Annotated in this window: 22 protein-coding genes and 1 pseudogene (1 of these 23 cut by a window edge); 18 read left to right on the plus strand and 5 right to left on the minus strand. The window is 67.1% G+C overall.

Annotated elements, in window-relative coordinates; genetic code table 11:
* Positions 1–251: 251 nt before the first annotated feature.
* The 3 genes from OJF58_RS13835 to OJF58_RS13845 all read left to right on the plus strand — a co-directional run bounded on the left by OJF58_RS13835 (position 252) and on the right by OJF58_RS13845 (position 2977).
* Positions 252–1208 carry a peptidylprolyl isomerase gene (locus tag OJF58_RS13835; RefSeq protein WP_300778205.1) on the plus strand — a complete coding sequence of 319 codons (957 nt, stop codon included), beginning with the start codon at positions 252–254 and terminating at the stop codon, positions 1206–1208.
* Positions 1209–1289: 81 nt separating this feature from the next.
* On the plus strand, positions 1290–2528 hold the full coding sequence (argJ, locus tag OJF58_RS13840; protein WP_300778206.1) for a bifunctional glutamate N-acetyltransferase/amino-acid acetyltransferase ArgJ: 1239 nt from the start codon (positions 1290–1292) through the stop codon (positions 2526–2528).
* A gap of 38 nt (positions 2529–2566) precedes the next feature.
* Positions 2567–2977, plus strand: coding sequence for a (deoxy)nucleoside triphosphate pyrophosphohydrolase (locus OJF58_RS13845; protein WP_300785267.1), 411 nt, complete (start codon positions 2567–2569; stop codon positions 2975–2977).
* Positions 2978–2987: 10 nt separating this feature from the next.
* On the opposite strand, the gene OJF58_RS13850 is transcribed toward OJF58_RS13845, so the two are convergent.
* Both OJF58_RS13850 and OJF58_RS13855 read right to left on the minus strand, forming a co-directional pair.
* Entirely contained in the window at positions 2988–3800 is an 813-nt protein-coding gene (locus OJF58_RS13850) for a hypothetical protein (RefSeq protein WP_300778207.1), read from the minus strand.
* A gap of 2 nt (positions 3801–3802) precedes the next feature.
* Entirely contained in the window at positions 3803–4849 is a 1047-nt protein-coding gene (locus OJF58_RS13855; RefSeq protein ID WP_366526769.1) for a methyltransferase domain-containing protein, read from the minus strand.
* Here OJF58_RS13855 and OJF58_RS13860 point away from each other — a divergent pair.
* The 5 genes and pseudogenes from OJF58_RS13860 to OJF58_RS13880 form a co-directional block, all read left to right on the plus strand.
* Positions 4800–4955, plus strand: a pseudogene (locus OJF58_RS13860) (double zinc ribbon domain-containing protein); the annotation flags it as partial. The gene OJF58_RS13855 and the pseudogene OJF58_RS13860 sit on opposite strands and share 50 nt — an antisense overlap.
* A 42-nt stretch (positions 4956–4997) precedes the next feature.
* Positions 4998–5543: a ComF family protein gene (locus OJF58_RS13865; protein ID WP_300785271.1), complete on the plus strand. Its 546-nt coding sequence runs from the start codon at positions 4998–5000 to the stop codon at positions 5541–5543.
* Between the two features lie 19 nt (positions 5544–5562).
* Positions 5563–5823: a glutaredoxin 3 gene (gene grxC, locus OJF58_RS13870; protein ID WP_300778208.1), complete on the plus strand. Its 261-nt coding sequence runs from the start codon at positions 5563–5565 to the stop codon at positions 5821–5823.
* Between the two features lie 11 nt (positions 5824–5834).
* Positions 5835–6704 (plus strand): carbon-nitrogen hydrolase family protein, encoded by an 870-nt coding sequence (locus OJF58_RS13875; RefSeq protein WP_300778210.1) that lies wholly within the window; start codon positions 5835–5837, stop codon positions 6702–6704.
* 130 nt (positions 6705–6834) lie between these two features.
* Positions 6835–7320, plus strand: coding sequence for a DUF1178 family protein (locus OJF58_RS13880; RefSeq protein ID WP_300778211.1), 486 nt, complete (start codon positions 6835–6837; stop codon positions 7318–7320).
* Between the two features lie 3 nt (positions 7321–7323).
* Here OJF58_RS13880 and OJF58_RS13885 read toward each other — a convergent pair whose 3' ends face one another.
* Together OJF58_RS13885 and ubiG are read right to left on the minus strand one after the other, a co-directional pair.
* Positions 7324–8154, minus strand: a complete 831-nt coding sequence (locus OJF58_RS13885; protein ID WP_300778212.1) for a DMT family transporter — start codon at positions 8152–8154, stop codon at positions 7324–7326.
* A gap of 49 nt (positions 8155–8203) precedes the next feature.
* Positions 8204–8986 carry a bifunctional 2-polyprenyl-6-hydroxyphenol methylase/3-demethylubiquinol 3-O-methyltransferase UbiG gene (gene ubiG / locus OJF58_RS13890; RefSeq protein WP_300778214.1) on the minus strand — a complete coding sequence of 261 codons (783 nt, stop codon included), beginning with the start codon at positions 8984–8986 and terminating at the stop codon, positions 8204–8206.
* A 58-nt stretch (positions 8987–9044) separates the two neighbouring features.
* Here ubiG and OJF58_RS13895 point away from each other — a divergent pair, with 58 nt between their 5' ends.
* The 10 genes from OJF58_RS13895 (at position 9045) to ltrA (ending at position 23779) form a co-directional block, all read left to right on the plus strand.
* Positions 9045–10307 carry an aspartate kinase gene (locus OJF58_RS13895; protein WP_300778216.1) on the plus strand — a complete coding sequence of 421 codons (1263 nt, stop codon included), beginning with the start codon at positions 9045–9047 and terminating at the stop codon, positions 10305–10307.
* Between the two features lie 260 nt (positions 10308–10567).
* Positions 10568–12772, plus strand: a complete 2205-nt coding sequence (ptsP, locus tag OJF58_RS13900) for a phosphoenolpyruvate--protein phosphotransferase (protein WP_300778217.1) — start codon at positions 10568–10570, stop codon at positions 12770–12772.
* A 79-nt stretch (positions 12773–12851) separates the two neighbouring features.
* Positions 12852–13859, plus strand: coding sequence for a helix-turn-helix domain-containing protein (locus tag OJF58_RS13905; protein ID WP_300778218.1), 1008 nt, complete (start codon positions 12852–12854; stop codon positions 13857–13859).
* Between the two features lie 48 nt (positions 13860–13907).
* Positions 13908–15056: a flavodoxin-dependent (E)-4-hydroxy-3-methylbut-2-enyl-diphosphate synthase gene (gene ispG / locus OJF58_RS13910; RefSeq protein ID WP_300778219.1), complete on the plus strand. Its 1149-nt coding sequence runs from the start codon at positions 13908–13910 to the stop codon at positions 15054–15056.
* A 48-nt stretch (positions 15057–15104) separates the two neighbouring features.
* Entirely contained in the window at positions 15105–16346 is a 1242-nt protein-coding gene (hisS, locus tag OJF58_RS13915) for a histidine--tRNA ligase (RefSeq protein ID WP_300778220.1), read from the plus strand.
* 4 nt (positions 16347–16350) lie between these two features.
* Complete coding sequence (prfA, locus tag OJF58_RS13920; protein WP_300778221.1) at positions 16351–17415, plus strand: peptide chain release factor 1; 1065 nt, start codon at positions 16351–16353, stop codon at positions 17413–17415.
* 20 nt (positions 17416–17435) lie between these two features.
* Positions 17436–18275 (plus strand): peptide chain release factor N(5)-glutamine methyltransferase, encoded by an 840-nt coding sequence (prmC, locus tag OJF58_RS13925; protein ID WP_300785272.1) that lies wholly within the window; start codon positions 17436–17438, stop codon positions 18273–18275.
* 180 nt (positions 18276–18455) lie between these two features.
* Complete coding sequence (locus OJF58_RS13930) at positions 18456–19028, plus strand: DUF4167 domain-containing protein (protein WP_300778223.1); 573 nt, start codon at positions 18456–18458, stop codon at positions 19026–19028.
* A gap of 230 nt (positions 19029–19258) precedes the next feature.
* Complete coding sequence (gene clpB, locus OJF58_RS13935) at positions 19259–21865, plus strand: ATP-dependent chaperone ClpB (protein WP_300778226.1); 2607 nt, start codon at positions 19259–19261, stop codon at positions 21863–21865.
* Between the two features lie 660 nt (positions 21866–22525).
* Complete coding sequence (ltrA, locus tag OJF58_RS13940; RefSeq protein ID WP_300778228.1) at positions 22526–23779, plus strand: group II intron reverse transcriptase/maturase; 1254 nt, start codon at positions 22526–22528, stop codon at positions 23777–23779.
* A gap of 83 nt (positions 23780–23862) precedes the next feature.
* Here the strand turns inward: ltrA and OJF58_RS13945 are convergent, their stop codons facing one another.
* Positions 23863–23865, minus strand: partial view of a peptidoglycan DD-metalloendopeptidase family protein gene (locus tag OJF58_RS13945; RefSeq protein ID WP_300778229.1) — the final stretch only. The gene runs 1410 nt beyond the window's last position; 3 of the gene's 1413 nt are visible here — the last part of the coding sequence; its start codon lies off the right edge, out of view — the gene reads right to left on this strand; its stop codon occupies positions 23863–23865.

A 23865-nucleotide genomic window follows, 5' to 3' on the forward strand; every position in this document is an offset into this window, starting at 1 on the left:
TTAGGCGGGCACCCGGCCCGCCCTGCCTATCACAGATAGAGAGCGCGCCCGGGAGTGTCAACGCAAGCACCATCAGCCGCTTCGGCAGGCCGCACCGGTTTGCGGAAAAGCGCCGCAATTGGGGGCGACGAAGAGCGTCTGTTGGCCGGGCGCTTGCTTGCGGGGGGCGGCGCTGTGTAAACGGAGCCGCCAGCGGCCGTCGCCCTACTTCTCCTGACCGTCATCCTTCCTCATTTGTACCGGAGCCTTTCATGAGCCTTCGCCTGCGCCCCGTGCGTGTTGCCGTCGCCCTTTGTGCCGTGGCCGGCATGGCGGGCGTCGCCGCAGCCCAGCAGCCTGCTCCGAAAGGGCCTGCCCCCGTCTCGCCGCCTGCGGCCAAGCCGGCCGAGGCGCCGAAGGACCCGGTCGTCGCGGTCGTCAACGGCCAGCAGATCCACCTTTCCGACCTCGAGATCGCCCAGCAGTCGCTGCCGCAGCAGTATCGCAACGTGCCGCTCGCAGCCGTGTTCCCGGCGCTGCTCGACCGCATGGTCGACAGCAAGCTGGTCGAGCAGGACGGACGCAAGAACAAGGTGACGGACGATCCGGCGTACAAGAAGCGCCTGGCCTTCGTCGAGGACCAGGTCGTCCAGGATTTCTGGCTGCAAAAGCAGATCGCCGAGAAGCTTACCCCGGAGAGGATGAAGCAGGCCTACGACGAGAAGGTCAAGAACATGCCCGCGGAGGACGAGGTGCATGCGCGCCATATCCTGGTGGCCACCGAGCCCGAGGCCAAGGCGATCATTGCCGAGCTGAAGAAGGGCACGCCTTTCGACAAGCTTGCCAAGGAGAAGTCCACCGACAAGGCGTCCGGCGCCGAAGGCGGCGATCTCGGCTGGTTCAAGAAGACGGACATGGTGAAGGAATTCGCCGACGCCGCTTTCGCCTTGAAGAAAGGCGCGCTGGCCGAGACGCCGGTCAAGACCCAGTTCGGCTATCACGTGATCAAGGTCGAGGATCGCCGCAAGGCGCCGCCGCCGTCGTTCGACGAACTCGCCGACCAGATTCGCCAGGATGTTGCCCGCGAGACGGTGACGGCGATGCTCAATCAGCTGCGGGCCGACGCCAAGATCGAGAAGTTCAACATCGATGGCAGCCCGCCCGCACCGGCGGCGCCCGCGACACCGGGTGCCACGCCGGCCAAGCCGGAAGCGCCGGCGAAGAAGTAAAACTCCCGTTTTTCGACATTTCTGGTGTAGGCTCCGCTCTTCGGCCGCTTGGCGATGGCCCGGCCGCGGAGAGGGAGTCCCATGGCCGGAAAGCACGCCGTTTCGCCGCTCGCGCCCAAGACGACGCCGACGCTGCCGCGCGTCGCGGGCGTCAAGCTCGCATCGGCGGCGTCCGGCGTGCGCTATGCCGGCCGTGACGACGTGATGCTCGCGGTGCTGCCCGCGGGAGCAACCGTCGCGGGCGTGCTCACCAAGTCCAAGACCTGCTCGGCGCCGGTCGACTGGTGCCGCAAGAACCTGTCGCGCGGCAGGATCCGCGCAATCCTGGTCAATGCCGGCAACGCCAATGCCTTCACCGGCAAGCTGGGCGACAAGGCGGTCGAGGAAAGCACGCGCGCTGTCGCTCAGGCGCTCGGCTGCCCGCGCAACGAGGTGTTCATGGCCTCGACCGGCGTGATCGGCCAGCCGCTCGAGTGGGAGAAGATCGCCGCGGTCGTGCCGGCCCTGATCAAGGGGGCCCGCGAGGACAACTGGGCGTCCGCGGCCGCGGCCATCATGACGACCGATACTTTCCCCAAGCTTGCCACACGCCAGGCGAAGATCGGCGAGCGGACCGTCACCCTGAACGGCTTTCTCAAGGGTTCCGGGATGATCGCGCCGGACATGGCGACCATGCTCGGCTTCGTCTTCACCGACGCCAAGGTCCCGGGCACGGTCCTGCAGAAGCTCCTTTCCGATTCCGCCGACAAGTCGCTGAACTGCGTCACTGTCGATGGCGATACCTCGACCAGCGACACGCTTCTCCTGGTGGCCGCCGGGACGGCCCGCCATGCGCCGATCGAGGAGGCCGACGATCCGGTGCTGGTCGACTTCAAGCGGGCGCTGGACGAGGTGCTCATCGAGCTGGCCCAGCTTCTCGCCCGCGACGGCGAGGGTGCCACCAAGTTCGTGACCATCAACATTGGCGGCGCCTCGTCCAATGGCGCCGCGCGCAAGATCGGCCTGGCCGTCGCGAACTCGCCGCTGGTGAAGACCGCGATCGCGGGCGAGGATGCGAACTGGGGCCGCATCGTCATGGCGGTCGGCAAGTCGGGCGAGCGCGCCGACCGCGACAAGCTGAGGATCTCGATCGGCGGCGTGAAGATCACCGATGGCGGCCAGGTCGTGCCCAACTACGACGAGGCGCCGGTTGCCAGACATATCAAGGGCACGGATGTCGTGATCGACATCGATCTCGGGATCGGACGCGGCCGCGCCACGGTGTGGACCTGCGATCTGACGCACGGCTACATCGACATCAACGGCAGCTATCGTTCTTGACCACATCCTTCAGCGAAGACTGTCCAGGTGGTCCGCCGCTGCTCGGCGATCGCCCGCTCGTGCTGGTGGCGGCGGTCGCGCTGGTCGATCCCGATGGCCGTCTGCTGATCGCGCAGCGGCCGGCGGGCAAGCCGATGGCGGGTCTGTGGGAGTTTCCCGGCGGCAAGGTGGACAGGGGCGAGACGCCCGAGCAAGCGCTGGTGCGCGAGCTGCATGAGGAGCTCGGCATCGAGACCGCGACGAGCTGTCTCGCGCCGGTGGCTTTCGCCAGCCACGGCTACGAGACGTTTCATCTCCTGATGCCGGTCTTCGCCTGCCGCAAATGGCTCGGCACGCCGCGCCCACGCGAGGGCCAGGCCCTGAAATGGGTGTGGCCGGCCGAGCTCGGGCGCTATCCCATGCCACCCGCCGACCGGCCGCTGATCGGCTTGCTGAGCGACCTTCTCTAAGCCGCCGGCTTCAGGCAGCCAACGGGAGGGTGACGCCCTGGCGCCAGCCTGTCAGGCGGCGGAAGATCACGGCCTGGGCGGTCGCGATCAGCGCCGCTCCGGCGTAGGAGACGAGGGTGGCGACCGTCCAGGCGACGATGGCGGCCCCGGTCGTGCCACCCAGCAGCCCCTGCACCAGCGACAACGGCACGAGGGCCGCGATGATCGTCGCGATGCCGCTGGTGAAGAAGATCACGAACAGCACGCCGATGATCGGCCAGGCGTTGCCGCGGCTCGCCGCCCAGGCCTGCCGCGGCGTAAAGGGAACGTCGACCGCAGGCGCGGCGAGGCTGAAGCTGACGCGCAGGGCAAGCAGCGCCGAAATGAAGAAGCCGGTGCCGAGCGGTGCCGCCATCGCTTCGCGCCGGGCGATCTCCGGGTCGAGCGGAACCTGGCCAAGCGCGGCGGGCTCGATCGGGCCGGCCGTCAGCGTAAAGGCGGCCAGCAGCAGGAAGGTGATGCCGGCGATCTTGAGCAGCTGGACGAGGAACGTCGTCTCGCGTGCCGACCAGCGAAGGCCGGGCAGATGACCGAGCTGCCGCGGCCCGAGGAGCACGACGCGCATCCACGCGACGAGAAACATGACAGTGGGGATCACGTCCGCGGCCTTCTCGAGAAGGACGACCACCAGTGAATCGGCGACGATCGCGTCGCCCACGACCCTGAGCAGCAGCGAGAGGATCCAGGGGATCGTCACGAGGTGGAAGAAGAGGGCGAGGTTGTTGAAGAAAAAGCCGAAGCTCTCCGACAGGACATCGCCGAACGACAGTCTGGCAGCCGACACGATCAGTTCCGCTCCACTTTCACCCCGGTGCTCATTTCGGTCGTGCCCAGCGCCGTGGCCAGTCGGTGCCGCGCCGCGCCTGGTTTGAGCGGCCTGGGCTGCGACGGATGCGGCGCCCAGCCATGGAGGAACAAGACCTCGAAGCTCGCCGTCACGCGTCCGGACGGCGCGCCAAAGCGTTCGGCGTAGATTTCCGCCGCGCGCACGAGCGTGGCGCGCCGGCTGAAGCCGCGCCTGCGCTCGCTGACAAGGTTGGCCTCGCCCATGGCGCCGAGGTCGCGCATCAGCGCAAACGCGTGCTGGTACTCGACGTCGATCGTGTCGCTGTCGGCCACCGGCAGGGCGAACCCCGCCCGCTGCAAGAGGCTAGCGGCGTCGCCGAGCTCGGCGAACGGCGAGACGCGCGGGCTCAATCCCCCTTCGACCTCGCTTTCCGCCAGCGCGAGCGCCTGGCGAAGCTGCCACAGCGTGCTGCCGCCCAGCATGGCGGCAAGGAACAGGCCGTCGGGCTTGAGGATGCGGGCGATCTGGATCAGCGTACCGGGCAGATCGTTTATCCAGTGGAGATTCATGGCGCTCAGCACGAGGTCGAAGCGGCGAGCCGCGAAGGGCAACGCCTCTTCGTCCGCGACGACAGCCGGGCCGGCGGCGCGGGCAGCGAAGTCGAAGCCCAGGTCCGAGCGCACCAGCCGGTCCACCGAGCGGCGGTCGCCGAGCGCCGCCGCGATCTCGTCGCCATGGCAGCCGAGGTCGAGCGCCAGGGGGAAGGTGCGGCGCACATCGTCCAGCCGCTCGACCAGGCGCTTTGCGATCTCGCGCTTCAGAAACGAGCGCTGTTCCCAGCCACGTGCCGTCCGTTCACGCCTGAGGCGAAGGACGGCACGATCGAAAACCAGCAGAGGATCAGGCGATGTCACGGCCTGTATGTAGGGCGAAAGGCACCCGAGGCATAGAGGCTCCGCCCTGATGCCGGCGCAATTGCCCCTACTAATTCGCGCCATGCTGCGACAAGTTTGCGCCATCGCGGGCCGGCGTCTCATCGACAGCATCCTGCCGCCGCTCTGCCTGGGGTGCGGCGAGATCGTCGGGCCGGGCGGCGCACTTTGCGCGGCGTGCTGGCCGAGCTTCTCGTTCATCGCCGCGCCCCAATGCGCGCGCTGCGGGACGCCCTTCGCGGAAGATCTGGGACCGGAGGCCTTGTGCGCCGCCTGCCTCACCCGGGCACCGCGGTTTCGCCGGGCGCGCGCCGCCCTGCTGTACGACGATCGAAGCCGCCGCCTCATCCTGCCGTTCAAGCACGGCGACCGGACCGACATGGCGCGCACGTGCGGGACCTGGATGGCACGGGCCGGCGCAGAGCTTCTTGCCGAGGCCGACCTCGTCGCGCCGGTACCGCTTCATTGGCGACGCCTCTTCACCCGGCGCTACAATCAGGCGCTGCTTCTGGCGCGCCATCTCGTGCAGGATCAGCCCGTCAAGCTGGCGCCCGACCTGCTGCTGCGCCGGCGCTGGACCGGATCGCAGGCCGGCCTTGCGGCCAAGGAGCGTCGGCGCAATGTCCGTGAGGCGTTCGCGATCCATCCGCGCTGGAGGGATGCCGTGAAAGGCAAGGCTGTGCTGCTGATCGACGACGTGCTGACCACCGGCGCGACGGTCGAAGCCTGCGCCCGCGCCCTGCAGCGTGTCGGCGCGCGGCACGTTGATGTCCTGACGCTGGCGCGGGTTGTCCGGCCGGCGCTATAGTCGACCGGAGGAGTCCTTCATGGCCAAGGTCGAGATCTACACCACGCCGTTTTGTGGCTACTGCGCCCGAGCCAAGGGGTTGCTCGACAAGAAGGGTGCCGCCTACGACGAGATGGATGTGATGGAAGATGCGGCCAGGCGCGCCGAGATGCGCGAGCGTTCCAGGCGCAGCACGGTGCCGCAGATCTTCATCAACGGACAGCATATCGGCGGTTCCGATGAACTGGCTGCCCTCGAGCGGGCGGGCAGGCTCGATGCCTTGCTCGCCCAGCCGGGCTGACGGGAATACCCATGACGACCACATTCAAGGCCGGCTTGATCCAGACCAACGTCAGCAACGAGATGGCTGAGAACGTGGCTTTCGTGGCGGCGCAGGCGCGTCTCGCCCGGGATGCCGGCGCCGATTTCATCATGACCCCCGAGAATACCGGCCTGATCGGCGCCAACCGGGCGGAGACGCTGGCCAAGGCCGAGGTCGAGGAAAATCACGCCATGCTTGCCGCGTGCCGCGCTGCGGCACGCGAGACGGGCGCCTGGTTCCTGCTGGGGTCGATCCATGTGCGCGTGCCGGGCGAGGCGCAGATCCGCAACCGCTCCTATCTCATCGACGCGAGCGGCAACGTGGTGGCGAGCTACGACAAGATTCACATGTTTGACGTGCAACTCGCCGGCGGCGAGAGCTACCGCGAGTCCTCGACCTTCAAGCCGGGCGAGAAATCGGTGCTGGCCGAGACGCCGTGGGGCGTCCTGGGCATGACGATCTGCTACGACCTTCGCTTCCCGTACCTCTATCGCGATCTCGCCCATGCCGGCGCGACCATGCTTGCGATTCCCTCCTCCTTCACCGTACCGACGGGCCAGGCGCACTGGCATACGCTGATGCGCGCCAGGGCCATCGAGACCGGCTGCTTCGTCTTCGCGCCGGCGCAGGTCGGCACCCACAAGGGCTCGAACCGCAAGACTTACGGCCATTCCATCGCGGTGGCGCCATGGGGCGAGGTCGTGGCGGATGCCGGTGGCGAGAAAGCGGGCTTCGTGATTGCGGAAGTCGATCTCGGCAAGATTGCGGAGGCGCGCAAAATGGTGCCGTCGCTGACGCACGACCGTCCGTACGCGGCACCGGTCCTCCATCGCGCCCCGCTGGCCAAGGCTGCCGAATAGCCGGCCAAGCCTCTACCACCAATTCGATTCACACCGAGCGCGATGCCCCTCTTGCGCCCACTGCGGGCACACCCCATCATATTGGCACTCTCCCGCCGGGAGTGCCAATAGCCGGAAATACCTGTCCTTCATGATTTTGTATCGACTGCGCTGCTCCAAAGGCCACGAATTCGAGAGCTGGTTCAAGGACAGCAAGACCTACGAACGCCAGGAGAAGAAGTCCTTGATCGGCTGCGCTGTCTGTGGCGACGCCAAGGTTGCGCGCGCGATCATGTCGCCGCGCATCGGCAAGGGCGGCGACAAGGTCGAGATGGAGGCGGCGTCCCCGCAGCCCCAGGCTCCGGTTCCGGCGCCGTCTGCCGAGCAGCAGAAGGTCGCGGCGCTCGCCCGCCACATGCCCAAGGAGCTGCGCCAGGCGCTCCTGAAGGTGCGCGCCGAGGTGGAGAAGAACTGCGAGCATGTCGGCGACAGGTTCGCCGAGGAGGCGCGGAAGATTCACTACGGCGAGAGCGACAAGCGCGGCATCTATGGCGAGACGACGGACGAGGAAGCGGCGGCCCTGACCGAAGAAGGCATCGAGTTCGGCCGCCTGCCCTGGATTCCGCGCGGCAACTGAGCATCAGGCCGGCCTCGCCGCAGCGGGGCCCTTCAAGTTGAGCAGATTGGCCGTCAGGATCAGCGCCGCCCCGAGCACAATGAAGAGATCGACTCCCTCGGCGTAGACCAGCCAGCCGGCGAGCGCTGCCAGCGGGACGCGCAGGAAGTCCATCGGCACGACGGTCGTCGCATCGGCATGGTGCAGAGCGCGGGTCATGCAATAGTGCGAGTAGGTGCCGACGAAGCCAATCACCAGAAGCCACGCCCACACGTAGGACGAGGGCCATCGCCAGACGAGCAATCCCGGGACGAGCCCCACCACCGACTGGATCACCATCATCCAGAAGATGATGGTGATCGTGCTCTCGGTGCGCGTCAGCGTCTTCACCATGATCACCGATGCAGCAAAGCCCACGGCGGCGGCAAGCGCGATGAGCTGGCCGACGCCGGCCGAGCCGGAGAACGGCCGTACGATGATGGCGACGCCGAAGAGGCCTGTGACGACGGCGATGTTCTTCCACACGCCCATGCGCTCGCCGAGGAAGCTGACCGCGAGGATCGCCGTCCAGATCGGCATGGTGAATTCGATCGAGACCACCTGCGCGAGCGGGATCAGGGTCAGGGCCATCAGCCAGGCAAACTGCGCCCCGTAATGGACTACGTTGCGTGCGATATGGAGCCATGGCCGCGAAGTGCGGATCGCGTCGAGGCCGCTTGCGCCGCGCAGCAGCGGATAGAGCATGAAGAGGCCGAGGACGGAGCGGATCATCGTGACCTGGAAGACATGAAGCTCGCGCGTGGCTTCGCGGCCCGCCACGGCCATCACCGTCATGCAGCAGAGCCATCCCGCCATCCATGCCGCGGCCTTGACTGTCGGCGACGACAGCGGCCGGGCATGGGCTTCAGTTCGTTGCGCTTCGGCGGGCAGGGGACTTGCTCCCATACAGCATGTAGTTCACGTCGAGATCGCTCTTGTGCAGCGACCAGGTGCGGCTCAGCGGACTGTAGACGACGCCGACGATCTCCTGGGCCGCTATGCCGCCGGCGGCGAGCCCGTGCACGACCTCGGATGGCTTCAGGAATTTGCGCCAGTCGTGGGTTCCGCGCGGCAGCCAGCGCAGCAGATATTCCGCGCCGGCGATGGCGAGGGCCCAGGCCTTGGCGGTCCGGTTGAGGGTCGAAAGGAAGACCAGGCCGCCGGGCTTCACGAGCCGGCCGCAGGCCTCCAGGAAGACCTCGGCTTCGGCCACGTGCTCGGCGATCTCGAGCGCCAGCACGATATCGAACTGGGCGCCCGAACCGGCCAGCGCCTCGGCCGTGGCGGTGCGATAGTCGATATCGAGCTCCTGCCGACCGGCGTGAAGGCCGGCGATGGCGATATTGCGCTTGGCGGCGTCGATGCCGGTCACCCGCGCCCCGAGGCGTGCCATGGGCTCGCAAATCAGGCCGCCGCCGCAGCCGATGTCGAGCAGCGAGAGCCCGCGCAACGGCGAGCCGCCCAGCGCGTCGCGCCGCCAATGGTCGGCGGCGCGATCGCGAATATAGCGGAGGCGGACCGGGTTCAGCCGATGAAGCGGCGCGAACTTGCCGGCTGGATCCCACCATTCGTCGGCAATGCGTGAGAAGCGCTCGACCTCGGCCGGATCGACCGTCGAGGCGCGGGGGATATGCGTGGAAGCGGCCATGGCTGCCCTTGACCCGTGAGGTGCTGCCGGTGTCTATACCGCGCTTTCGAGCAGGTCCATGGCGCGCATCGTTCTCAAATTCGGCGGCACCTCGGTCGGCGACACGGATCGCATCAAGAACGTGGCGCGCAAGGTCAAGGCCGAGGTCGAGCGCGGAAACGAGGTCGCTGTCGTGGTGTCGGCGATGTCCGGCGCCACCAACCAGCTCGTGAAATGGGTCAACGAGATCGCCCCTTTGCACGATCCCCGGGAATACGATGTCGTCGTCGCCACCGGTGAGCAGGTGACCATCGGCCTCCTTGCGATGGCGCTCCAGCAGGCGGGCGTGAAATCGCGGTCGTGGGTGTCCTGGCAAATCCCGATCAAGACCGACCGCGCCCATGCCAGGGCGCGCATCCAGGACATCGACATCCGCGAGGTGGCGCGGACGATGGCCGAGGGCGAGGTGCCGATCGTGCCGGGTTTCCAGGGCGTTTCGCCCGAGGGCCGGGTGACGACGCTCGGCCGCGGCGGCTCGGACACGTCGGCGGTCGCGCTAGCGGCGGCGCTCAAGGCCGACCGTTGCGACATCTACACCGACGTCGACGGTGTCTACACGACCGATCCGCGTATCGTCGAGAAGGCCCGCAAGATCGACCGCGTGACCTACGAGGAAATGCTCGAGATGGCCTCGCAGGGCTCGAAGGTGCTGCAGACCCGGTCGGTGGAGCTGGCAATGAATCATCACGTGCGCGTGCAGGTGCTGTCGTCGTTCGACTCGGCGCTCGGCAGCGACCTGCCCGGCACGCTGGTTGTGGACGAGGACGAAATCATGGCTGAGGGACTCGAGAAATCCGTCGTGAGCGGCATCGCCTTCTCCAAGGACGAGGCCAAGGTCACCGTCACCCACGTGGCTGATCGTCCCGGCGTCGCGGCCGCCATCTTCGGTCCGCTGGCCGACGCCAACATCAACGTCGACATGATCGTACAGAACGTGTCGCTCGACGGCAGCTCGACCGACATCACCTTCACCGTGCCGCGGGCCGATCTCGCCCGCGCGGTCGAACGGCTGGAGCGCACCAGAACCGAGGTGAAGTTCACCGAGGTCAAGTCCGACACCAACGTCGCCAAGATCTCGGTGATCGGCGTCGGCATGCGCAGTCATGCCGGCGTCGCCCTCAAGATGTTCGAGACCCTGGCCAGCAAGGGCATAAACATCCAGGTGATCTCCACCTCGGAGATCAAGGTGAGCGTGCTGGTGGCGGCGGAATACACGGAACTGGCCGTCCGGGCGCTGCATACCGCCTATGAGCTCGATGCCGCCCAGCCCATGCCCGCATGAGGTTGCCTCATGCGCGGAACAAATAGTCGGTAGGCATTTCGGCGCAGCTCTTGCTATAAGCGCCCTATGCACGGCGCGCGCATTCATGCCATCCGCCAAGACGTCCGCCTCGCCTGGCCGGAGGCGGGATGGCACGCCTGCGCCTGCATCATCGACCGTAGCTTTGTCGTCATCCGACTCAAGCATCTAGCGGTCTGACCATGGAGAGAGGGACTCCTTTGGCCGGACCGCGAATGCTCCTAAAGCGGCTCCGGGACACGATGGCGCGTGGCGTCTCTGCAGAGGAGACGCTCGGCGAGGTCGTGCGGCTGGTCGCCAACGAAATGGTGGCCGAGGTCTGCTCGATCTACATCCTGCGGGCGGGCGAGGTGCTCGAGCTGTTCGCAACCCAGGGCCTCAATCCTACCGCCGTGCATCGCACCCGCCTTCGCGTCGGCGAGGGCCTGGTGGGCGACATAGCGGCCCATGGCCGGCCGCTCGCCCTGGACGACGCGCAGAGCCATCCGCAATTCGCCTACCGGCCGGAGACCGGCGAGGAGGTCTACCATTCGCTGGCCGGCGTGCCGATCCTGCGTGCCGGCCGCGTGCTGGGTGTCCTGGTCGTGCAGAATCGCACGCGCCGCCAGTACGACGAGGAAGAGATCGAGACCCTGCAGACCATCGCCATGGTGCTGGCGGAGATGGTCGCGGCCGGTCATCTCGTCAGCCCCAACGAGGTCCAGCAAGTCGACGGGCTCGGCCTGCTGCCGCTCCGTATCGACGGTGTGCAGCTCACGACCGGCGTCGCCATCGGCCGCGCCGTGCTGCACGAGCCGCGCATCGTCATCCAGCGTGTCGTGGCCGAAGACGTCCATGCCGAGCAGAAGCGTTTCGAGGAGGCGCTCGAGTCGGTCCGCGACGAGGTCGACCGCATGCTCGAGGCGCACGACATGCAGTCGGGCGAGCATCGCGAGGTGCTCGAGACCTTTCGCATGTTCGTCGACGATCGCGGCTGGCGGGAACGCGTGCGCGAGGCCATCGGCTCGGGCCTGACGGCGGAAGCCGGCGTCCAGCGCGCCTTCGACGATGTGCGCACCCGCCTGGGCCAGTCGACCGATCCCTATATCCGCGAGCGCCTGAGCGACCTGCAGGATCTCACCAACCGCCTTCTGCTGCGGTTGACCGGAAGGGCCGCGGCCGAACCAAGCGCCCAGCCCGACGACGTGATCGTCATCGCCCGCGACATGGGGCCCGCCGAACTGCTCGACTACGACCGCGCCCGCCTGCGCGGCGTGGTGTTGGAGGAAGGCTCGGCCATGAGCCATGTCGCGATCGTGGCGCGCGCTCTCGACATTCCGGTTGTGGGACGCGCGCCCGACGTGCTGTCTCGCGTCGAGCCGGGCGACGCCATCGTTGTCGACGGCGACAGTGCACAGGTTCTGGTGCGACCGGCCGAGGACGTGTTGCAGACGGTCTATGCCGCGATCGAGGCGCGCACCGAGCGCCGGCGCAAGTACGCGGCCCTGCGCGACCTGCCATCGGCGACCCGGGACCAGGCGCGCATCGGCCTGCACATGAATGCCGGCCTGCTGATCGACATGCAGCATCTGGAGGAAACCGGCGCCGACGGCGTCGGTCTCTACAGGACCGAGATCCCGTTCATGGTGCGCTCGGAATTCCCCGACGTGGAAGCGCAGGCCTGGCTCTATGGCCGCGTGCTCGACATCGCCGACGGCCGCCCCGTGACCTTCAGGACGCTCGATGTCGGTGGCGACAAGGTGCTGCCCTATATCGACTCGTTCGGCGACGACAATCCGGCGATGGGCTGGCGCGCGATCCGCATCGGGCTCGATCGTCCGGCGATGTTGCGCCGCCAGTTGCGCGCGCTGATTCAGGCGGCCGGCGGAAGGCCGCTGTCGGTGATGTTCCCGATGATCGCCGACGTGTCGGAGCTGATGGCTGCGCGTCGCTTGCTCGACCTCGAGCTCGAGCGCGCCCGCCGGCGCGGCCTGCCGGAGCCCGGCCGCCTGCGCGTTGGCATAATGTTCGAGGTCCCGGCGCTCGCCTGGCAGCTCGACAGTCTGTTGCCTCACGTCGACTTCGTTTCCGTTGGTACGAACGACCTGATGCAATTTCTGTTTGCGGCGGACCGGGGGAATACGCGGGTGGCGGCGCGCTACGATAGCTTGTCGCCTGCCCTGCTCCGACTGCTACATTTTGTTGTGGAAAAGACCCGACCGGTCGGCGTCGACCTCGCCGTGTGCGGCGAGATGGCGGGCCGGCCGGTCGAGGCGCTGGCACTGCTGGCAATCGGCGTTCGTACTTTGTCGATGTCGCCGGCGTCGATTGGTCCCGTTAAGGCTATGATTCGTTCTCTCGATCTCGCGGAAGCAAGCGCGTTTGTATCTTCGGCGCTGGCGCAACCCGACCGACCCCTGCGCGAGACGCTGCGCTTGTTCGCGGCGGATCATGCCATCGAAATTTAGCGTCGCAGACGAATCGCTTTTGCCCTTGTAAAGCGCCTCTGGTAAAACTCGGCCGAAGGCAGGGCGGCGGGGACGATTCATGCCGGATCAGGTTGAGTGGCGAGCGGCGGAGCATGACACCACGACAGGGCATGCCGTTGGTCGGTTGTTGCGCGAACAGCGCGAAGAGCGTGGTATCAGCATCGAGGAAGTGGCAAAGAGCCTGCGCATTCGTGCGGCCTTCCTCAAGGCAATCGAACAGGGCCGTTTCGAGGAGCTGCCGGGTGCGGCCTATATCCCTGCCTTCCTGCGCGGCTATGCGAGCTATCTCGGCCTCGATGCCCAGAAGGTCCTGACGGCCTACCAGCTCTCCGGCTCCTTGCCCGTCGTGCGGCCGGTTTCCCTGCCGGCCGACTTCCCGATGGCCGAAAGGCGGGCTCCGGTCGGCCTTGCAGTGTTGACGGTGCTGCTGGTGATCGCCGCCGGCTATGCCGTTTGGCACTATCTGCCGCAGCAGCAGCCGATCGTTGCCGAGAAGGTACCGCCCGTGCCGGACCGCCTGCTTGCGGAGCGACCGGCGAAGGACGATGCCTCGACGAGCGAGACGGCTCATCTTGCGTCGGCGCCTGCGGTCGTGACGCCCAGCCAAGTCCAGTCGAAGGTCCGTTCGGCGCCGCCGGCCCCCTCGACGCCGGCCCGTGCGCCGGCCGCCGCTTCAGCGTCCCCGACGACTCCGCCCGAGACACCTCTCGTGCCGCCGCCGGCGGTGATCGCCGTGCCGGCTGCGCCGCCGCCGGTGATGATGACAGTGCCGTCCGCCGGGCAGGCGCTCGCCGCGCAGCCGCCGGCGATCGAGACCCAGCCTGCGCCGCCGCCCGCGGCCGAGACGCAAGAGGCCGTGGCGCGCCCGGCGCCGCCGACCAGCACCGATCCCGCCATGGTCGTCGCGACCCCGACCAAGTCGGACACCAAGGTGATCGTCCGGTCGAACAGCTGGGTCGAGCTGCGGTCTCCCAATGGAGACGTTCTGGCGCAGACTTACGTGCGAGCCGGCGAGAGCTATATCGTGCCGGCGGGTATCTCCTATCGCATCATCGAAGCCCGTTGAGCGGCCGCCCGGCTGGATAAGCCGGCCGCCCATCGCTACATTGGCGGCATGAGCATCAGGCCTTATCGCGATATCGTGCGCCGCCAGTCGCGGCAGGTGATGGTCGGCTCCGTCGCCGTGGGCGGGGGCGCCCCGATTTCGGTGCAGACCATGACCAATACGCTGACGGCGGATGCCGAAGCGACGATTGCGCAAATCCGCCGTTGCGAGGAGGCGGGGGTCGACATCATCCGTGTGTCCTGCCCCGACGAGGATTCGACGGCGGCTTTGTCGCGGATCGTGAAGGCATCGAAGGTGCCGATCGTGGCCGACATCCATTTCCACTACAAACGGGCAATCGAGGCGGCCGATGCAGGTGCGGCTTGCCTGCGCATCAATCCGGGCAATATCGGCAACGCCGACCGGGTGCGCGAGGTGGTGAAGGCCGCCAAGGATCACGGCGTGTCGATGCGCATCGGCGTCAATGCCGGGTCGCTGGAGAAGGATCTCCTGGAGAAGTACGGCGAGCCTTGTCCGGAGGCGATGGTCGAATCGGCCCTCGACCATGCACGCATCCTGCAGGATCATGATTTCCACAACTTCAAGATCAGCGTGAAGGCGTCCGACGTCTTCCTGGCCGTCGCCGCCTACCAGCAGCTTGGCGATGCCTGCGATTACCCGCTGCATATCGGCATCACGGAGGCAGGCGCCTTGCGCACCGGCACCGTGAAGTCGGCCATCGGGCTGGGCTCGCTCCTGTGGGCGGGCATTGGCGACACCATTCGCGTCTCGCTCTCGGCCGAGCCGGAGGAGGAGGTGCGGGTCGGCTTCGAGCTTCTCAAGGCCCTGAACCTCCGTCATCGCGGCGTCAACATCGTCTCCTGCCCGTCCTGCGCCCGTCAGCAGTACGACGTCATTCGCACCGTCGAGGCGCTGGAGAAGCGGGTGGCGCACATCACCACGCCCATGACCGTGTCCGTGATCGGCTGCGTCGTGAACGGGCCCGGCGAGGCGCGCGAGACCGACATCGGCTTCACCGGCGGCGGCAACGGCACGCATCAGGTCTACGTCGCCGGCGTACCGCACCATCGCCTGAAGGATGCGAGCATCGTCGATCATCTGGCCGAGCTGATCGAGAAGAAGGCGGCCGAGATCGAGGCGGCGAAGGCTGCGGGCAAGGCCGAGGACGCCGACCGGCATCGCGTCGCCGCGGAGTAGCGGCGCTTCCATATCTTCCTCGGCAGCTCTTTCCCAAGGCGATGTCACGTGAGCAAACGCCAACCCGTACGGGGTACGCACGATCTTCTTCCCGATGAGTACAGGCGCTTCGCCCACGTGGTGGAGACCGCACGCGATGTCGCCCGCCTCTACGGCTACCGCGAGATGGCGACGCCCATCTTCGAGTTTACCGAGCTGTTCGCGCGCAGCATCGGCGAGACCACGGACGTCGTCTCCAAGGAGATGTACACCTTCAACGACCGCGGAAACGAATCGCTGACGCTGAGGCCGGAATACACCGCAGGCATTTGCCGCGCATTCATCTCCAACGGCGAACTGGCCCAGCAGCTTCCGCTCAAGGTCTTCGCCGCCGGGCCCATGTTCCGCTACGAACGGCCGCAGAAGGGCCGCCAACGGCAGTTCCACCAGATCGACGTCGAGGTGCTGGGCGCGCCCGAGCCGGGCGCCGACATCGAGGTGATCACGCTCGCCGCCGACATCCTGGAGCGGCTGGGCATCCTCGACCGCTGCGTGCTGAAGCTCAACTCCCTAGGCGATCCGGAATCGCGCCAAGCCTATCGCCGCGTCCTGTACGACTACTATTGCCAGCACGAGAGCAGGCTCTCCGAGGATTCGCGGAGCCGGCTGCAGCGAAATCCTCTGCGCATCCTCGACAGCAAGGATGACGGCGACAAGGCAGTGAACGCCCTGGCGCCTTCGTTCACCGACCACCTGAACGCCGCCAGCCGCGAGTTCTTCACCGCAGTGAAGGGCGGCCTGACCGCCGCTGGCATCCCGTTCGAGATCGATCCTGCCCTGGTGCGCGGCCTCGACTACTATACGCACACGGCGTTCGAGTTCGTGACCACCCATATCGGCGCGCAAGGCACCGTGCTGGGCGGCGGGCGGTACGACGGCCTGATCGAGGAGCTGGGTGGTCCGCCGACGTCGGGCATCGGCTGGGCAGGCGGCATCGAGCGGCTGATGATGCTGGCCAACGAGCCGGCGCCGCTGCCGCGGCCGGTGGTGATCGCGCCGCTGGGTGCCGCCGCGGAGGCGAAGGTGCTCGGCATCGCGCGGGCCTTGCGGCGGGCCGGCATCGCCGTCGAGCAGGACTATCGCGGCACCATGAAGCGGCGCCTGCAGCGTGCCAACAAGCTCAAGGCGCGCGCCGTCGTCATCATAGGCGACGACGAGCTCGCCAAGGGTGTGGCCCAGGTCAAGGACCTCGACAGCGGCGCCCAGCGCGAGGTGGCGCTCGACCGGCTCGCCGCCGCCCTCGACGGTTGATGCCGTGTCGCTCTGGCAGAAGCTCGACCAGGTTGTGGCGCGCCACGCCGAGCTGCAGGCGGCGCTCGCGGACGGCACGCTCGACTCGCAGAAGTTCGTTGCGGCGTCCAAGGAATATGCCGATCTCGGGCCGCTGGTCGACGCCGTCAATGCCTGGCGCAAGGCGGAGCAGGAGCTGAAGGACGCCGAGGCGCTGGCGGCCGATCCCGACATGAAGGCGATGGCGGAGGAGGAGGCGGCCGAGCTCAGGAAGCGCCTGCCCGCGCTCGAGCGCACCGTGAAGCGCATGCTGCTGCCGAAAGACGCCGCCGACGAGCGGAACGCAATCCTCGAGATCCGCGCCGGCACCGGCGGCGAGGAGGCGGCGCTTTTCGCGGCCGATCTTTTCCGTATGTACCAGCGCTATGCGGCCGAGCACGGCTGGAAGTTCGAGGTGATGGAGGTCTCCGATACCGGCATCGGCGGCTACAAGGAGGCCATCGCCATCGTCAGCGGAAAGGGCGTGTTCGCCCGTCTGAAGTTCGAATCGGGCGTTCATCGCGTGCAGCGGGTGCCGGCAACGGAGGCCTCGGGCCGGATCCACACCTCGGCGGCGACGGTGGCCGTGCTACCGGAAGCCGAGGAGTTCGACGTCAAGATCGACGAGAAGGATCTGCGCATCGACGTTTTCCGTTCGTCGGGCCCGGGCGGCCAGTCGGTCAACACGACCGACTCGGCGGTGCGCATCACCCATATCCCGACCGGCGTGGTGGTCAGCCAGCAGGACGAGAAGAGCCAGCACAAGAACAAGGCCAAGGCGATGAAGATCCTGCGTGCTCGCCTCTACGATGCCGAGCGCCAGCGGCGCGATGATGCGCGGGCCGCCGACCGCAAGGGCCAGGTCGGAAGCGGCGATCGCAGCGAGCGTATCCGGACGTACAATTTTCCCCAGAGCCGCGTGACCGACCATCGCATCAACCTGACGCTCTACCGGCTCGACGAGGTGATGGAAGGCCGTGCACTCGACGAGATCATCGACGCGTTGATCGCCGACGACGAGGCGTCGCGCCTGGCGGAGCTGTCGACCTGACCGCCACGTACGACACGCTGCTGCGCGACACCGCCGTCGCGCTGACGGCGGCCGGCATCGACAATGTCCGCCTCGAGGCGCGCCTGTTGCTGGCGAAGGCCTCCGGCCTTTCGGTCGAGGCGCTGATTGCGCATGGTCCCGAGTCCGCTCCGCCGCCGGTCGTGGCTGCTTTGCGCTCTCTGACGGCCCGACGCGTTCAACGCGAGCCGATGGCCTACATTCTGGGCGAGCGCGAATTCTGGGGATTGCCCTTCAAGGTGACGCCCGCGGTGTTGGTGCCGAGACCCGACAGCGAGACACTGATCGAAGCGGCGTTGACGCTGCTGGCCGACCGGCATCGCGCCTGGCGGCTGCTCGATCTCGGCGTGGGGTCGGGGTGCCTGCTGCTGACGCTCCTGAAGGAACTGCCGCAGGCAAACGGCGTCGGGCTGGAGGCCTCCCACGATGCTCTCGCAGTCGCGCGGCGCAACGCGGTTTCTCTGGGCGTCACGTCCCGAGCGACCCTCGTGCAGGGCGATTGGCGGCAGGCGGGCTGGGAGGACCGGCTGGGCGGCCCGTTCGACCTCGTCGTGTCCAATCCGCCCTATATCGAGACGGCGGCGATTTCGGGATTGATGCCGGAAGTCTCCCGCTACGAGCCGCGCGCGGCCCTCGACGGCGGTCCGGACGGTCTGGACGCTTACCGCACGATCAGCCTGGCTGGTTGCAGGCTGGTCACCCCCGGCGGCCACCTGCTGATGGAGGTTGGGCAGGGTCAAGCCACTGAGGTAGCTGGCATTTTTGCCGCTGCCGGCCTGTCGCCGCGGCCCCCGTGGAAGGATTTGGGGGGTGTTGAAAGAGTGGTCGGGGCGCGCCATTAAAAGGTTGGCAAAGCAGGGCTTTGCGACTACGTTCCATTGGCCCCTTGGGGAGGCTTGGCCCGGTCCGGCATGTGCCGGCGGGCAATCAACCCGCGATATATTGAGCCGGCACGGCGCCCGGGAAGGGCAAAGGGGCTCGCGAGCAACAACACCGTCCGGCATACAAACGGCTCTAGGTTAATGAGACCAAACAATCGTCAGCGGTCGCGCGGCGGCCGTAGTGGTGGTGGCGGTGGCGGCCATCACAAGCAGCATCACAATCCCAACCGTCCGCCGAACCGGAACCAGATCTTCGACAGCAGCGGTCCCGACGTCCGGGTCCGCGGCAACGCCCATCAAGTATTCGACAAATACCAGGCACTGGCCCGCGAAGCGGCCGCGTCGGGCGATCGGATCATGGCGGAGGCCTATTGGCAGTATGCCGATCACTACTTCCGGGTGATCCAGTCGATGGGCGGCTTCACGCATCGCAACAACCAGGGCTGGGGAGAGGGCAGCGGCGAGGAAGGCCAGCAGCCGGGCGCTCCGCAGCAGCCCGGCCAGCCGCCTTTGCCAGCCCAAGCCAACGGCAATGGCGCCGGATATGCGCCCGAAGGTCGGAATGCCGACCGCGGCCAGAACGAAGCGGAGCCCGGCTTGGGTGGCGTAGCCTTCCTGCAGAACGGCCGTGCTACCGCCAATCCCGATCCGGCGGCCGAGGATCAGCCGGACGTTCCGGATTTCACACCGGCGACCACCGGTCGGCGCGGTTAGTCCAGCGCCGCGCGGCGGCGCGCGGGTCCTTTTGGCTTCCTTGTGTGAGTGAAGACCATCGGCCCTGAAGGGCCGATGGGCGTTGTCGTGCCCGAAGGCGAAAAGCCTTAAGCCGGGTCCGGTCTTGCACCTTTGCGTGCTCACCCCATATCGAGCGCAGGATGCCCGGATAGGGGTCCGCTCTTTCGCCTGCCGCTGGACGGGGGCGTGACATGAAAGGGTAGAGTGAGATGAACCAAGAGAAATACACGGAGCGCATGCGGGGTTTCCTGCAGAGTGCCCAGATGCTGGCGCTGCGCTCGGGCCATCAGCGCTTCATTCCCGACCATTTGCTGAAAGTGCTGCTCGACGACCCCGAGGGGCTGGCGGCCAATCTGATTGCCGCCGCGGGCGGCGATTCTCGGGCGGTGCATCGCGCGGTCGAGGCGACGCTTGCCAAGCAGCCCAAGGTCGAGGGCCAGGGTGCCGGCCAGATCTACATGGCGCCGGAAACCGCGCGCGTTTTCGACCAGGCCGAGGCCATAGCCGAGAAGGCGGGCGATTCCTTCGTGACCGTCGAGCGCATGTTGATGGCGCTGGTGCTGGCCAAGGGCACCGATGCAGCCGAGGCGCTGGCCAAGGGCGGCGTCACACCGCAAGCGCTCGAGAAGGCGATCGCTGACCTGCGCAAAGGACGCACTGCCGATTCACCCACGGCCGAAGGCAGCTACGACGCGCTCAAGAAATATGCCCGCGACCTCACCCAGGCGGCGCGCGAGGGCAAGCTCGACCCGGTGATCGGTCGTGACGAGGAAATCCGCCGCACCATCCAGGTGCTGAGCCGCCGCACGAAGAACAATCCCGTGCTGATCGGCGAGCCCGGCGTCGGCAAGACCGCCATCGCCGAGGGGCTCGCGTTGCGCATCGTCAACGACGACGTGCCCGAATCGCTCAAGGGCAAGAAGCTGATGGCGCTCGATCTCGGCGCCATGGTCGCGGGCGCCAAGTATCGCGGCGAGTTCGAGGAGCGGCTGAAGGCCGTGCTTTCCGAGATCGCCGCCGCCGAGGGCGACATCATCGTCTTCATCGACGAGCTGCACACGCTGATCGGCGCCGGCAAGGCCGACGGCGCGATGGATGCGTCAAACATGCTGAAGCCCGCGCTGGCGCGTGGCGAGCTGCATTGCGTCGGTGCAACCACCCTCGACGAGTACCGCAAGCACATCGAGAAGGACGCAGCCCTTGCCCGCCGCTTCCAGCCCGTGTTCGTGGCCGAACCGACGGTCGAGGACACGATCTCGATCTTGCGCGGCCTCAAGGAGAAGTACGAGCTGCATCACGGCGTGCGCATCGCCGACGGCGCCATCGTTGCCGCCGCGACGCTTTCCAACCGCTACATCACCGACCGTTTCCTGCCGGACAAGGCGATCGATCTGATGGACGAGGCGGCGAGCCGCATCCGCATGCAGGTCGACAGCAAGCCCGAGGAGCTCGACGAGCTCGACCGGCGCGTCATCCAGCTCAAGATCGAGCGCGAGGCGCTCAAGAAGGAGAGCGATCAGGCATCGCGCGACCGGCTGGAGCGGCTCGAGAAGGATCTGGCCGAGCTCGAGCAGAAGTCCGCCGCGCTCACCGCGCAGTGGAAGTCGGCCAAGGACAAGCTCGCCGACTCGCAGAAGCTCAAGGAGCAGCTCGACAAGGCGCGCTCCGAGCTCGAGATCGCGCAGCGCAAGGGCGAGCTGGGCCGGGCGGGCGAACTCGCCTACGGCGTGATTCCCGATCTGGAGAAGAAGCTCAAGGAGGCCGAGGGCCAGGCCGTCCAGGGCGGCAAGGGGGTGAAGGAGGAGGTCACGCCCGAGGATATCGCCGCCGTCGTCTCGCGCTGGACCGGCGTGCCCGTCGACAAGATGCTGGAAGGCGAGCGGGCCAAGCTCCTGCGCATGGAGGAGCAGCTCGGCAAGCGCGTTATCGGCCAGGAAGAGGCGATCCGCGCCGTCTCCAACGCCGTGCGCCGTGCGCGTGCCGGCCTGCAGGATCCCAACCGGCCGATCGGCTCGTTCCTGTTCCTCGGCCCCACCGGCGTGGGCAAGACGGAGCTCACCAAGGCGATCGCCGAGTTCCTGTTCAACGACGACCAGGCGATGGTGCGCATCGACATGAGCGAGTTCATGGAGAAGCATGCCGTCAGCCGCCTGATCGGCGCGCCTCCGGGTTATGTCGGCTACGACGAAGGCGGCGTGCTGACCGAAGCGGTGCGGCGTCGGCCGTACCAGGTGATCCTGTTCGACGAGGTCGAGAAGGCGCACCCGGACGTCTTCAACGTGCTGTTGCAGGTCCTCGACGACGGCCGTCTGACCGATGGGCAGGGCCGCACGGTCGACTTCAAGAACACGCTGATCGTGCTCACCTCCAACCTCGGCAGCTCCTATCTGGCCGCGCTCAAGGAGGGTGAATCGACTGACACCGTGCGCGAGCAGGTGATGGAGGAGGTGCGTCGCGCCTTCCGGCCGGAGTTCCTCAACCGCCTCGACGAGATCCTGCTGTTCAGTCGTCTCAGCCGCGCGAACATGACGGACATTGTCGAGATCCAGCTCAATCGCCTGCGCAAGCTGCTCAGCGACCGCAAGATCGACCTCGAGGTCGACGGCAAGGCGCTGCAATGGCTGGCCAACCGCGGCTACGACCCGGTCTACGGCGCGCGGCCGCTGAAGCGGGTGATCCAGCGCAGCCTGCAGAATCCGCTGGCGACCCTGCTGCTCGAAGGCAAGATCGCCGACGGGCAGACCGTGGAGATCGGTGTCGAGAAGGGCGAGCTCACCGTCGACGGCGAGCGGGTCATGAGCGAAGCCGCCGACTGATCCATCGTCGAAGCAAATGGCCGTCCGCCGACGAGGCGGGCGGCTTTTTTGGTGCGCCAGGCATGGCGCGTAGGTGCGAGGGCACGATTTGACCGAGTTGGTATCCGGTCGAAGACTTGGAGGTGGAAGTCCTTCACGGGCCCTGGTGATGGGAACCGTTAGCCGAACGGCAAGGGCGTCATCGTGAGATGGGGTCTGAAGGAAGCTGCAGGCAAAGTGCCGGCCTGACGAACAGGAAGCGCATATGAGGCGTCCGCCTCTGGGCGAGGGAGCCAAGAAGCCCGAAGCCCGAATATCACCCGGAAGGGGCGGGCGTAGATGCGCCAGGTAGATGGCACGAAGGTCACGCGCATTACCCTGGGAGATCTGCCGTCTTGCCCCTGGCAACAGGTGTGCTACCGGCGCTGCGAGGCGGCGGGATGGGGCGGCAGGAGTCAGCAGAGGCCGTAGTAGTCGGCGAACCGGGTCGACAAAGGGCCGAACATCAAGTGCCGGAGGGAGGTCGGTCTTTCGATGGTGACAACAGACGCAGGCGATAGCGCTGAGATGCGCCATGCCCGCCCCGAGGGTAGCGGCCGGCAGCCGCGAGAGCAGGGGACGGGTGCGTCAACCACCACGGCAAGACCGCGACCTTCCCATCCGGAGGAGGAGATGCGGCTGATGGAGAAGATCGTCAGCCGAGAGAACATGATGGCGGCCTACCATCGGGTGATGACGAACAAGGGCGCCGCAGGCATCGATCGGATGACTGTGGAGCAGTTGGCGCCGCACCTGAAGGAGCACTGGCCGCGCGTCAGAGAGGAACTGTTGGACGATCGATACAGGCCCAAGCCGGTGCGTGGGGTCGAACTCCCCAAGCCCGGCGGCGGGATGCGCCAACTGGGCATCCCGACGGTCCTGGATCGGCTGATCCAGCAGGCGATGCATCAGGTGCTGATGCCGCTGTTCGATCCGGGCTTCTCAGCGTCCTCGTACGGCTTCCGTCCGGGGCGCAGCGCGCACGACGCGGTGCTTGCCGCGCGGGCGCACATGGCCGATGGCCGACGCTTTGTGGTCGACCTCGACCTGGAGAAGTTCTTCGACCGGGTGAACCACGACGTGCTGATGGCACGGGTGGCACGCCGGGTCGAGGACAAGCGGGTATTGCGGCTGATCCGCCGCTACTTGCAGGCTGGGTTGATGACGGGCGGGTTGACGACGGTACGGACCGAAGGCACGCCGCAAGGTGGGCCTTTATCCCCGTTGCTGTCGAACATCCTGCTCGACGATCTCGACAAGGAACTCGAGCGACGGGGCCATGCCTTCTGCCGCTACGCCGACGACTGCAACATCTACGTGCGGACGAAGGCAGCCGGCGAGCGGGTGATGGCGTCGATCACACGGTTCCTTGCCGAACGACTGCGGCTGAAGGTCAACAGCGCCAAGAGCGCGGTTGACCGTCCTTGGGTACGAACGTTCCTGGGATACACCGTGACGTCCCACAAGCAGCCGCGCCTTCGGGTGGCGGCCAAGAGTGTGGGCCGGCTGCGGAACAAGCTCAGGATGACGCTACGCCAAGGACGCGGACGAACCCTGGCCCGGACCGTCGAGGACCTCGCTCCAATCCTGCGTGGCTGGATGCAATACTTCCGGCTGGCGCAGGCAAAGGGGGCCTTCGAGGACCTCGATGGCTGGCTGCGGCGCAAGCTGCGCGGCCTGCTGTGGCGGCAGTGGAAGCGTCCGCGTACACGCGCCAAGCGACTGATGCAGCGCGGCATCGATCAGGCTCGGGCGTGGCAGTCCGCCACCAACGGACGCGGCCCCTGGTGGAATGCCGGGGCCAGCCACATGAACAACGCCTATCGTGCCGCCTTCTTCGCCACCCTCGGCCTGCCGTCGCTCCAGCAACTGCATCATCGCCTCACCCGCGCTTGACGAACCGCCGTATACGGAACCGTACGTACGGTGGTGTGGGAGGGGGAGGCTGTGAAGCCTCTCCCTACCCGATCCTCGCTTGCCTA

Source organism: Enhydrobacter sp., from assembly GCF_030246845.1.
Lineage (GTDB): Bacteria > Pseudomonadota > Alphaproteobacteria > Reyranellales > Reyranellaceae > Reyranella.

Coding starts and splice junctions, on each gene's coding strand:
- OJF58_RS13835 (WP_300778205.1), top strand. CDS start 252: ATGAGCCTTCGCCTGCGCCCCGTGCGTGTTGCCGTCGCCCTTTGTGCC.
- argJ (WP_300778206.1), top strand. CDS start 1,290: ATGGCCGGAAAGCACGCCGTTTCGCCGCTCGCGCCCAAGACGACGCCG.
- OJF58_RS13855 (WP_366526769.1), bottom strand. CDS start 4,849: ATGCTGTCGATGAGACGCCGGCCCGCGATGGCGCAAACTTGTCGCAGC.
- grxC (WP_300778208.1), top strand. CDS start 5,563: ATGGCCAAGGTCGAGATCTACACCACGCCGTTTTGTGGCTACTGCGCC.
- OJF58_RS13875 (WP_300778210.1), top strand. CDS start 5,835: ATGACGACCACATTCAAGGCCGGCTTGATCCAGACCAACGTCAGCAAC.
- OJF58_RS13880 (WP_300778211.1), top strand. CDS start 6,835: ATGATTTTGTATCGACTGCGCTGCTCCAAAGGCCACGAATTCGAGAGC.
- OJF58_RS13885 (WP_300778212.1), bottom strand. CDS start 8,154: ATGGCGGGATGGCTCTGCTGCATGACGGTGATGGCCGTGGCGGGCCGC.
- ubiG (WP_300778214.1), bottom strand. CDS start 8,986: ATGGCCGCTTCCACGCATATCCCCCGCGCCTCGACGGTCGATCCGGCC.
- OJF58_RS13895 (WP_300778216.1), top strand. CDS start 9,045: ATGGCGCGCATCGTTCTCAAATTCGGCGGCACCTCGGTCGGCGACACG.
- ptsP (WP_300778217.1), top strand. CDS start 10,568: ATGGCGCGTGGCGTCTCTGCAGAGGAGACGCTCGGCGAGGTCGTGCGG.
- OJF58_RS13905 (WP_300778218.1), top strand. CDS start 12,852: ATGCCGGATCAGGTTGAGTGGCGAGCGGCGGAGCATGACACCACGACA.
- ispG (WP_300778219.1), top strand. CDS start 13,908: ATGAGCATCAGGCCTTATCGCGATATCGTGCGCCGCCAGTCGCGGCAG.
- OJF58_RS13930 (WP_300778223.1), top strand. CDS start 18,456: ATGAGACCAAACAATCGTCAGCGGTCGCGCGGCGGCCGTAGTGGTGGT.
- clpB (WP_300778226.1), top strand. CDS start 19,259: ATGAACCAAGAGAAATACACGGAGCGCATGCGGGGTTTCCTGCAGAGT.
- ltrA (WP_300778228.1), top strand. CDS start 22,526: ATGGAGAAGATCGTCAGCCGAGAGAACATGATGGCGGCCTACCATCGG.